General features: G+C 70.0%; 8 protein-coding genes. 3 read left to right on the top strand and 5 right to left on the bottom strand.

The window, feature by feature from the left end; translation table 11 throughout:
• Positions 1–423, bottom strand: a 423-nt coding sequence (locus DXK32_RS27230) for an ATP-grasp domain-containing protein (protein ID WP_205215839.1), incomplete at its 3' end; no start/stop codon positions are given.
• A 252-nt stretch (positions 424–675) separates the two neighbouring features.
• A complete protein-coding gene (gene mdh / locus DXK32_RS27225) occupies positions 676–1,644 on the bottom strand; it encodes a malate dehydrogenase (protein WP_114861370.1) in 969 nt (322 codons plus the stop codon).
• 272 nt (positions 1,645–1,916) lie between these two features.
• On the opposite strand from mdh, the gene DXK32_RS27220 reads away from it, so the two are divergent.
• The gene (locus DXK32_RS27220) at positions 1,917–2,414 is read left to right on the top strand and encodes a hypothetical protein (protein ID WP_114861369.1); all 498 of its coding nucleotides are present in this window, start codon (positions 1,917–1,919) and stop codon (positions 2,412–2,414) included.
• Between the two features lie 30 nt (positions 2,415–2,444).
• Here the strand turns inward: DXK32_RS27220 and DXK32_RS27215 are convergent, their stop codons facing one another.
• Together DXK32_RS27215 and DXK32_RS27210 are read right to left on the bottom strand one after the other, a co-directional pair.
• Positions 2,445–3,674, bottom strand: coding sequence for a DUF2336 domain-containing protein (locus DXK32_RS27215; RefSeq protein ID WP_114861368.1), 1,230 nt, complete (start codon positions 3,672–3,674; stop codon positions 2,445–2,447).
• A gap of 621 nt (positions 3,675–4,295) precedes the next feature.
• Positions 4,296–5,864, bottom strand: coding sequence for a lysine--tRNA ligase (locus DXK32_RS27210; protein ID WP_038529608.1), 1,569 nt, complete (start codon positions 5,862–5,864; stop codon positions 4,296–4,298).
• A 141-nt stretch (positions 5,865–6,005) separates the two neighbouring features.
• On the opposite strand from DXK32_RS27210, the gene DXK32_RS27205 reads away from it, so the two are divergent.
• Positions 6,006–6,329: an SMR family transporter gene (locus DXK32_RS27205; RefSeq protein ID WP_114861367.1), complete on the top strand. Its 324-nt coding sequence runs from the start codon at positions 6,006–6,008 to the stop codon at positions 6,327–6,329.
• A 176-nt stretch (positions 6,330–6,505) separates the two neighbouring features.
• Here the strand turns inward: DXK32_RS27205 and mtgA are convergent, their stop codons facing one another.
• The gene (gene mtgA, locus DXK32_RS27200) at positions 6,506–7,192 is read right to left on the bottom strand and encodes a monofunctional biosynthetic peptidoglycan transglycosylase (RefSeq protein ID WP_114861366.1); all 687 of its coding nucleotides are present in this window, start codon (positions 7,190–7,192) and stop codon (positions 6,506–6,508) included.
• A 119-nt stretch (positions 7,193–7,311) separates the two neighbouring features.
• Here mtgA and DXK32_RS27195 point away from each other — a divergent pair, with 119 nt between their 5' ends.
• On the top strand, positions 7,312–10,080 hold the full coding sequence (locus DXK32_RS27195; protein WP_114861365.1) for an ATP-dependent DNA helicase: 2,769 nt from the start codon (positions 7,312–7,314) through the stop codon (positions 10,078–10,080).
• Positions 10,081–10,094: the final 14 nt, after the last annotated feature.

Genomic DNA, 10,094 nt, shown 5'->3' with positions numbered 1-10,094 from the left:
CTCCATGCCGCCCTCGGTGGACGCCATGATGGTGACGCGGCCGGTGGCGCGGTCGGTCAGCATGCCGAGATACAGCTCGCGCTTGATGTCGGCGCCTTCCTCGACATAGAGGCGCTTGACCTCGCGGCCTTCCGCACCGGTCTGCTTGGTGACCAGCACGTGGTTCAGCATCTCGGCGGCGTTCTTGCCGACCTCCTCGATGGACTTGACGACGCGGACGCCGCCCTTGCCCTCGGGGTTGTCCTTGAAGCGGCCGGCGCCGCGGCCGCCCGCGTGGATCTGCGACTTCACGACCCACACCGGGCCGCCCAGCTCGCGGGCGACGGTCTCGGCTTCCTGCGGGGTGTAGGCGACGCCGCCGCGGGGCACCGCGACGCCGTACTTCTTCAGCAGGCCTTTGGCCTGATACTCATGGATGTTCATCGGGCGTCCATCTGTTTTTATGGTCGGCTGACGGATTTCGGGTCGGCTGACGATGGGCGAAGATCGGGCAGGCGTTTCCTGCTGGCGGACGCGCCAGGGCGCAAGTCTTCGTGGGGACGAGTCCTTCGGGAAGCCTTACGCCGGCTGGCGCGAACAACCGCGGTCACTGTACCACCGGGCGCAAACGGTTCAACCGTCCGCGCCCGGGGCGACAAGGCCGCAGGCCGCCGCGCAGGCAAAAAACAGGCCGCCTTAGGAGGCGGCCTTCTCAGCCTGCTGCTTCTTGACCACCTCGACGAGCTGCTTCACAGCGTCGACCGAGTGATCGAACATCTTCTTCTCTTCCTCGGAGAGATCGATCTCGATGATCTTCTCGACGCCGCCGGCGCCGATGATCGTCGGGACGCCGACGTAGAGGTCGTTCTGGCCGTACTGGCCGGTCAGGTAGGCGGCGACCGGAACGACGCGCTTCTGGTCCTTCAGGTAGGACTCGGCCATCTGGATGGCGGAGGCGGCCGGGGCGTAGAAGGCCGAGCCGGTCTTCAGCAGCTTGACGATCTCGGCACCGCCGTCGCGGGTGCGCTGCACGATGGCGTCCAGCTTCTCCTGCGTGGTCCAGCCCATCTTGACCAGATCCGGCAGCGGGATGCCGGCGACGGTCGAGTAGCGGACGAGCGGGACCATGGTGTCGCCGTGGCCGCCCAGCACGAAGGCGGTGACGTCCTCGACCGAGACCTTGAACTCGTCGGCCAGGAAGTAGCGGAAGCGGGCCGAGTCGAGCACGCCGGCCATGCCGACGACGCGCTCCGGCGGGAGGCCAGAGGCCTGCTGGAGCACCCACACCATCACGTCCAGCGGGTTCGTGATGACGATGACGAAGGCGTTCGGGGCGTGCTTCTTGATGGCCTCGCCGACGGTCTGGCAGACGCCGGTGTTGATGCCGATCAGGTCGTCGCGGCTCATGCCCGGCTTGCGCGGCACGCCGGCGGTGACGATCACGACGTCGGCGCCTTCGATGACCGAATAGTCGTTGCCGCCGCTGAGCTTGGCGTTGAAGCCTTCGACCGGCGAGGTCTCAGCCAGGTCGAGGGCCTTGCCCTCCGGCATGCCTTCGGCGATGTCGAACAGCACGACGTCGCCGAGTTCCTTCTGGGCAGCGAGCAGAGCCAGCGTGCCGCCAATCTGGCCGGCGCCGACGAGCGCAATCTTCTTGCGAGCCATGGAGCGTTTCCCTAAGCGTGAGCGTCCCCCATTCAGCGGAGGACAGAACCGATTGAGTGTAGCGTCCTAGGGGTCCAGCGCCCTGAGATTTCGAGGGCGGTTCCTAGCGCGATTCCGTCCCGAGGGCAAGCGTGACCGCAAGCACGGGAGACGGAACTGTGCAATCGATTACGGCGAATGGCCGGAACGGCAAACAGGAATTTGGCGTTGCGGGTGCGGCGCACTATTCTTTGGATAGGTTTTGAAGGTCGTTCGGCTTGGGGGGAAGAACCATGATTCGCTTTGCACCGGCATTTTGCCTGACCGTGACGCTGGCGCTGGGAAGCGGCGGCGCGGCCTTGGGACAAACCGTCGCAGACTATGAGGCCGCTCTGGCCAAGGCGCCGTTGAACACGGCGGCAGCGACCACGCCGGGGGCCGCTTCGGCGAGCATGGCGGCGGACACCCCGTCGGCCACCGACGTGCTCTATTGCCGGCCCGTGTCGAACTATGTGTACACCTCCGTTCCGCCGGGGGAGCGCAGCGGCATCGTGGTGCCCTTCGTGGCCTTCGACGGGCCGAGCGACCCGGCGACCCTGCGCAAGCGTGCCCTGTGCGAGACGGTGCGCCAGATGGCGGTGATCCAGTTCGATGCCGGGACGGGCGAGGAGATCGTCACCCCGCCGCAGCTGATCGACACCGACCCGTCGCGCCCCCTTTACCAGAACGATCCGACGCTGGCGCCCGACGCGCGGCGCGCCCCGGCCCGCCGGCCGCTGGAAATCCAGTAGGGGAACTTTCGGGGACAGCGCTCCGCGGCGTCAGGAACGGACGCCGTAGAGCGCGAGGTGGCGGGCCATGTCCGCCGCGGGCAGCGGGTAGTCGGTGCCCTGGCGGGCGTTCAGCACGGCGCGCGGCGGGATGCCCGCGGCACGGATCTGAACCCGCATGGCGCAGCGCATCGAATAGCCGGCCCGCCAGACCAGCGCGGTGACCGCGCGGGGGTCGCCCGAGCGCAGGATGTCGTCCACGATCCCCGGATGGACGGCGGCGCGCAGGGCCAAGGCGGCGCGGACGAAGTCGGTCTCCTCCCAGGACAGGGCGTCGCCCAGCGCCGTCTCGTCCAGGGCGCCCTGGCGGTGCAGGCGGACGGCGCGGCGTCCGGGCGATTCGCCTTGCTCGCGCCCCTCGATCCAGGCGACGCGGCGCCGTGTGACGGAGGCGACCTCCGCCGCGGTGACCGCGTCGAGATCGGTGCGGCGGCGCAACAGATCGGCCACCGACTCGTCGACGAACTCCGCCAGCCGCAGGGCCAGCCGCTGCGGCAGGGCCGGCCGGCCGGCCAGTTTGGCTTGCCAGTCCGGATGGCCGCCGGACCGCTCCACCAGATCCTCCAGCCGGTCGTCCGGGATCACCGCGCCGTCGTTGTCCAGCAGGACGCCCGTGGCCTCGGCGTCGCCCGAGTCGACGATGGCGCGGGAGAGCGGCGCGCTGACCGCGGGCCGCCGCGCGATGGCCGACAGCGCCCAGCCCGCGGGGTGGGCGGCGATGATCTCCAGCAAATCCGCGTCGGTCAGGGTGGCGCAGCAATGCAGGATCGGCTCCGCCACCGAACGTTCCACGTCGCGGGCCAGCGTGCGCGCCACGGTGGGCGGGGCGCAGGCGACGTCCTTCAGCGCCCCGGCCAGCGCCGTCCGCACATGGGTCGCGTGATCGCGGGCCAGCCGTTCCAGCGTGCGCAGGGCGGTGGCGGTGGCCTTGTCCCGACGGTCCGGGGGCAGGTCGGGCAGGAGCCGGCACAGTTTGCGCGCCAGCAGAGCGCGCACCCCGGCGTCGCCCATGCCGGCCATCCGCGATTCGATCAGCGCCGTGCCGACGCGGTGGCGTGCCGGTTCCGGCGCAGGAGGAGGAGGGGGAGAATCGTCGAACAGATAGCCGAGCAGGTCGGGGGCCACCCCGTCGTCCGTCGAGGGGTCTGCCCGTGGCGCCGAGCGGGCCGTGCCGGGACGGTCGTCCCCATGATCGCTGTGGAGGGGCGGACGTGGCTGCATCGGGATATCCAACGACGGACGGGTTAACGGGCCGCTAACGGCGCCGAACTTGTCGCCGGTGTCCGCCGGGTACAACCTTACCCTGAGATGCCAATCATGCCACCGGTCAGGATATCAGGTGGAAATGTGAAGGCGGCGAAAAGCGCAGGTTGAAAAGAAAAAGGGCCGCAACCCCGATGGGGCGCGGCCTTGAAGAGTTTAGGGAGGAAACGCACTGCAAAAGCAGTAACGGGGCGGATCATAGGCTTTGACCTTGGCGGATGGTAATACCAAGTTGGTATTGGTGCGGTGCGGCGTGCGCATGGCGATGCGGGAATAAAATGTTGTTTGCCCAGTGGGTGGGCAGGATTTCGACCGTTTGCACACATTCAAGCCGCAGAGGCGGATGATGGAAACGCAAACGATCAGAGCGGGAATATTGTTTGCAATGGGAACGATGGCGCGTGAAGTCTCGCCGAACGCCGGGCGACAGTCATCCGGCCATGCCCTTGGGCACCGCCTCCCTTGGGAGCGGTTCGTGCGTTTGACGCATTGTTTGCGAGGCGCTCCGGTCCGCTGCAAAAACCCTCCCCCGCGGCGGTCCGGCGGCGCGGGGGAGGGGAAAAGGCCAATGGCCAGTGTTCAGGCGGCCAGCTTCTCGCGGATCAGCGCCTTGGTCTCGTCCAGGCCGTAGAGCTGGATGAAGGAGCCCATGCGCGGGCCGGTGGTCTGGCCGAGCAGCACCTCATAAAGCGCCTGGAACCACGCGCGCAGCTCGGTGAAGCCGTGCTCCTTGCCGACCGCGAAGACCTCGTTCTGGATGACGTCGCCCGCCGCGTCGGCGGGGATGCCGTCCAGACGCTTCAGCAGATCCTCCAGCGCGGCGCGCTCGGCGTCGGTGGGCGCGCGGAAGCGCTTCGTCGGCTTCACCTGATCCTGGTAGTAGCGGACGGCGTAGCCGACCAGCTTGTCCAGGAAGGGGCTGTTCTCCGGCGTCGCCTCGGGCGCGTAGCGGCTGATGAAGCCCCACATCACGTCCTTGGTCTCGGCGTTCGCCGCCCCGGCGAGGTTGAGCAGCAGGTTGAAGGACACGTCCGAGCGCACCGCCGGCGCCGTGCCGTTGTGGATGTGCCAGGCCGGGTTCTCCAGCGCCTTGGCCGGCTCCTCCACCGGCAGCTTGGCGACGAAGGCCAGATACTCGTCCACCGCCCGCGGAATCACGTCGAAATACAGGCGCTTGGCCGACTTCGGCTTCTGGAACATGTAGAGGGCGAGGCTCTCCGGCGGGGCGTAGGCCAGCCACTCCTCCATGGTCAGGCCGTTGCCCTTGGACTTGGAGATCTTCTGCCCCTTGTCGTCCAGGAACAGCTCGTAGTTGAAGCCCTGCGGCGGGGTGCCGCCGAGGATGTTGACGATCTTCCCGGCCAGCTCGGCCGAGGGGATCAGGTCCTTGCCGTACATCTCGTAATCGACGCCCAGCGCGTACCAGCGCATGCCCCAGTCGGGCTTCCACTGGAGCTTCACATGGCCGCCGGTGACGGGAACCTCGACCTTCTTGCCGTCCTCGTCCTGGAAGACGATGGTGCCGGCGTCCACGTCGCGTTCCAGCACCGGAACCTGAAGCACGCGCCCCGTGGAGGGCGAGACGGGCAGGAACGGGCTGTAGGTCTGCTGGCGCTCCTCGCCCAGCGTCGGCAGCATGACGGCCATGATCTCGTCGTAGCGCCGCAGCACGCCGAGCAGCGCCTCGTCGAAGCGGCCCGACTTGTACCAGTCGGTGGAGGACTGGAACTCGTACTCGAAGCCGAAGCTGTCGAGGAAGGCGCGCAACCGCGCGTTGTTGTGCGCGCCGAAGCTGTCGTGGGTGCCGAACGGGTCGGGGACCTGGGTCAGCGGCTTGCCGAGGCTGGCGGCGACCAGCTCCTTGTTCGGGATGTTGTCCGGGACCTTGCGCAGCCCGTCCATGTCGTCGGAGAAGCAGAACAGCTTCGTCGGGATGTCGCTCATCCGCTGGAAGGCCTGACGGACCATGGTGGTGCGCGCCACCTCGCCGAAGGTGCCGATGTGCGGCAGGCCCGACGGACCGTAGCCGGTCTCGAACAGGACGTAGCCTTTGGCCGGCGGCTCTTTCGCGAAGCGCGCGACCAGTTTGCGCGCCTCCTCGAACGGCCACGCCTTCGCCTGCAACGCCAATTCCCGCTCGCCGGTCATGGTAGAGCCCCTTCAAAACTCGACGGAAGTGTAGAAAGGCAGCGACCCTAGGGCGCAGCGCGCCGTCCGTCAACGGGCGCCGCTTGTCCGTTTCACGGTTCGGGCGCATGTCTGGGTGTGGATCACCCGCCGAGGACCCGCATGAGCTGGCTGTTTCTGTCCGTCGCCATCGCCTTCGAGATCGTGGGCACCGTCGCCATGAAGATGTCCGACGGCATGACCCGCCTGTGGCCCAGCCTGGCGGTGGTCGCCTGCTATCTGGTGGCCTTCGCGATGCTGGCCCAGGCGCTGCGCGAGATCGAGGTGGGCGTCGCCTACGCCATCTGGTCCGCGGTGGGCACGGCGGCCATCGCGGCCATCGGGATTTGGGTGTTCGGCGAGTCGCTGAACTTCCTGAAGCTGGCGGGGATTCTGCTGATCGTCGCGGGGGTGGTGAGTTTGCGGATGTCGGTGGGCGGGGCGTAGGGTAGCGCGGAATGATGCTGATTTGCACGGCGTTGCCCCCACCCCGACCCTCCCCCGCTCTCGCAGGGGAGGGGGAGGTTTGCGGAGCGGTGTCCGTTCCCTCCCCTGCAAAGCGGGGGAGGGCTAGGGTGGGGGCAACGCTGGCGCTGGTAGACGTTCAGCAAAAAGAGTCCACGCTACTTCGCGCAATCCGCCAGCCCATCCCGTTCCACCACCGCCATGCGCCGTTCGATGATCGCCGCCCGCCGCGCCACGTAGGTGCCGGGCGGGTTCGGGGACCAGTTGCGCGGATTGGGCAGGACGACGGCCAGCAGGGCGGCCTCGCGGCGGGTCAGGGCGGATGCGGGCTTCTTGAAATGGTGGCGGGCGGCGGCCTCGGCGCCGTAGACGCCGTCGTCCCACTCCACGATGTTCAGATAGACCTCCAGGATGCGGCTCTTCGGCCACAGCGTCTCGATCAGCAGGGTGAACCACGCCTCGATGCCCTTGCGGGTCCAACTGCGGTCCGGCCAGAGGAAGGCGTTCTTGGCGGTCTGCTGGCTGATCGTGCTGCCGCCGCGCAGGCGCCGGCCCTCCTCGTTGTCCTCGAAGGCGCCTTCGATGGCCGCCCAGTCGAAGCCGCCATGGCCGCAGAACAGCGTGTCCTCCGACGCGATGACCGCGCGGGCGAGGTGGGGGGAGATTTGCGACAGGGGCACCCAGTCGTGCGCCAGCCCGGACCCTCCGGCGGCGCGGATCAGCATCAGCGGCGTGGCCGGCACCGGCACCACGCGGTAGAGCGCCGCCCAGCCGACGCTGAAGGCCACCAGGGCGACAACCAGGGCCATCAGGAGTCTCAGCAGACGCCGGACCGGAAACCGCATGCGCTCGACCTCTCCTCTGCGACGCCCAAGGACGGGGGGTGCACTTTCGAGGGGGCGGGCCGATCGGTCAACACGGGTTTGCTCGCATTGCGGCGGCGGGGCCCATTATACTGCGCGCCATGGATCTGACCTCGGCGCCCTCCCCCCCGTCCTTCAGCCTCGATGACGCGCCGGCCCTGGTCGCCGGCGCGCGGCGCGTGGTCCTGCTGACCGGCGACGGGGAGGTGGAGGAACTGGCCCCCGCCGCCGCGGCGAAGCGGGCGCGCCGCCAGCCGCCGCTGGTCTGCCACGCGCGGGCCATGGCGCGGCGGCTGGGGACCGAGCCCTTCGCCGCCTTCGACCTGCTGGAGTTGTTCGCCTTCGTCCTGCCCGCCCGCTTCTGCGTGCCGACCCCGCGCGGTTTGGCCGAGGCGCTGGACCTGCCGATCCCCGACGGGCTGGAGGACGACGCGCTGGCCCTGCACCGGGCGGTGCGCAAGCTGCTGGGGCTGCTCGGCGCGCCGGGGCGGGAGGAAGCCTCCGACCCGGTGGCCTTCGCTTGGGAGATGGGGCGCGCCGGCTGGCTGTGGGCGCCCGCCGTGCTGGCCGCGCTCGGCAAGCCGGACGGGCCGGAGAAGGGCGCCGGCCGCTCCGGCCTGCGCGTCTGGACACGCATCAAGGAGTGGCAGGACGGCCCGCCCGAGCCGCCGCCCGCGCACCATCCGGTGGAGCCGGACGAGGCGCGTCGCCGGCTGTCGGTGATGCTGTCGGCCAGCGTGCCCGGCAAGGTGGCCGAGCCGCGCCCGCAGCAGGCCGACTACGCCAGCGCGGTGTCCGCCGCCTTCGCCCCGCGCCCCGCGCCCGACACGCCGAACGTCGTGCTGGCGGAGGCCGGGACGGGCGTCGGCAAGACGCTCGGTTACCTGGCGCCGGCCACGGTGTGGGCGGAGAAGAACGGTGGCACGGTGTGGATCTCCACCTACACCCGCAACCTCCAGCACCAGATCGACGCGGAGCTGGACCGCCTCTACCCCGAACCGGCGACCAAGGCGCGCAAGGTCGTGCTGCGCAAGGGGCGGGAGAACTACCTGTGCCTGCTGAACCTGGAGGAGGCGGTGCGCGGCATGCCGATGCAGCCGCACCACGCCATCGGGGTCGGGCTGATGGCGCGCTGGGCCGCGGCGACGCGCGACGGCGACCTGACCGGCGGCGACTTTCCCGGCTGGCTGGTCGACCTCGCCGGGCGCGGGCGGACGCTGGGCCTCGCCGACCGGCGGGGCGAGTGCATCTATTCCGCCTGCGACCATTACGCCCGCTGCTACATCGAGAAGAGCGTGCGCCGCGCCCGCAAGGCCGACGTGGTGATCGCCAACCACGCGCTGGTCATGGTGCAGGCGGCGCTCGGCGGCGGCGAGGAGCCGACGCTGCCCACCCGCTACGTCTTCGACGAGGGGCACCATGTCTTCGACGCGGCGGACAGCGCCTTCGCCGGGCATCTGACCGGGCGCGAGACCCAGGAGCTGCGGCGCTGGCTGCTGGGGGCCGAGGAGACGGGGCGCAGCCGCGCCCGCGGGCTGAAGCGCCGCATCGAGGATCTGGTCGCCAGCGACGAACAGGCGCAGGAGCTGATGGACGCGGTGATGCTGGGCGCCCGCGTGCTGCCGGCGGAGGGCTGGGCGGCGCGGCTGTCCGCCGACAACCCGCAGGGGCCGACCGAGGCCTTCCTGCTCGCCGCGCGCCGGCAGGTCTATGCGCGGACGGCGGGGCAGGGCGGTCCCTACAGCCTGGAGGCTGACAAGGCCTACCCGGTGGACGGGCTGCTCGACGCCGCGGAGGCGCTGGAGGCGGCGCTGGTCCGGCTGGCGGAGCCGCTGGCCGGGCTGGCCAAGCGGCTGGCGGCACGGCTGGAGGACGAGGCGGCGGAGCTGGATGGCGATCAGCGGCGGCGCATCGACGCCATGGCGCGCAGCCTGACCCGGCGCGGCGTGCTGACGGTCGAGGCGTGGCGGGCCATGCTGAAGACGCTGCCGGTGGAGACCCCGGCGCAGTTCGTCGACTGGTTCGCGGTGGAGCGGATCGACGGGCGCGATGTGGACGTCGGGCTCTACCGCCACTGGATCGACCCGACGGTTCCCTTCGCCGAGGCGCTGGCCGGGCCGGCGCACGGCATGGTGGTCACCTCCGCCACGCTGACCGACGGCACCGGCGACACCGCCATGGACTGGCAGGCGGCGGAGGACCGCTGCGGCGCCAGCCACCTGCCCAAGCCGGCGCTGCGCGCCCAGGTGCCGTCGCCCTTCGACTACCCCAACCGCACGCGGGTGATGGTGGTCACCGACGTGCGCAAGGACGATCTGGGGCAGGTGGCGTCGGCCTACCGCACGCTGTTCCAGGCGGCGGGCGGCGGGGGCCTGGGGCTGTTCACCGCGATCAGCCGGCTGCGCGCCGTCTACGACCGCATCGTCGAGCCGCTGGACGCCACCGGAATCCCGCTCTACGCCCAGCATGTCGATCCGCTGGACGTGGCGACCCTGATCGACATCTTCCGGGGGGAGGAGCACGCCTGCCTGCTCGGCACCGACGCGGTGCGCGACGGGGTGGACGTGCCGGGCCGCAGCTTGCGGCTGATCGTGTTCGACCGGGTGCCCTGGCCACGCCCCGACATCCTGCACCGCGCCCGGCGCGACGCCTTCGGGCGACGGCGCTACGAGGACATGATCGCGCGGTTGCGGCTGAAGCAGGCCTTCGGCCGGCTGGTGCGGCGGGCCGACGACACCGGCGTGTTCGTTCTGCTCGACCCGATGATGCCGAGCCGCCTGTTCGGCGCCTTCCCCGAGGGGGTGGAGGTCCGCCGCGTCGGCATCAAGGAGGCGGTGGAGGCGACGGCGGAGTTCCTGCGGGGCTGGTGAGACCCCGCAGGAAT

This window comes from Azospirillum brasilense (assembly GCF_003349955.1).
Lineage (GTDB): Bacteria > Pseudomonadota > Alphaproteobacteria > Azospirillales > Azospirillaceae > Azospirillum > Azospirillum brasilense_B.
The sequence above is the reverse complement of the archived record's forward strand: the minus strand, read 5'-3'. Positions and strand labels throughout refer to the sequence as shown.

Coding starts and splice junctions, on each gene's coding strand:
- mdh (WP_114861370.1), bottom strand. CDS start 1,644: ATGGCTCGCAAGAAGATTGCGCTCGTCGGCGCCGGCCAGATTGGCGGC.
- DXK32_RS27220 (WP_114861369.1), top strand. CDS start 1,917: ATGATTCGCTTTGCACCGGCATTTTGCCTGACCGTGACGCTGGCGCTG.
- DXK32_RS27215 (WP_114861368.1), bottom strand. CDS start 3,674: ATGCAGCCACGTCCGCCCCTCCACAGCGATCATGGGGACGACCGTCCC.
- DXK32_RS27210 (WP_038529608.1), bottom strand. CDS start 5,864: ATGACCGGCGAGCGGGAATTGGCGTTGCAGGCGAAGGCGTGGCCGTTC.
- DXK32_RS27205 (WP_114861367.1), top strand. CDS start 6,006: ATGAGCTGGCTGTTTCTGTCCGTCGCCATCGCCTTCGAGATCGTGGGC.
- mtgA (WP_114861366.1), bottom strand. CDS start 7,192: ATGCGGTTTCCGGTCCGGCGTCTGCTGAGACTCCTGATGGCCCTGGTT.
- DXK32_RS27195 (WP_114861365.1), top strand. CDS start 7,312: ATGGATCTGACCTCGGCGCCCTCCCCCCCGTCCTTCAGCCTCGATGAC.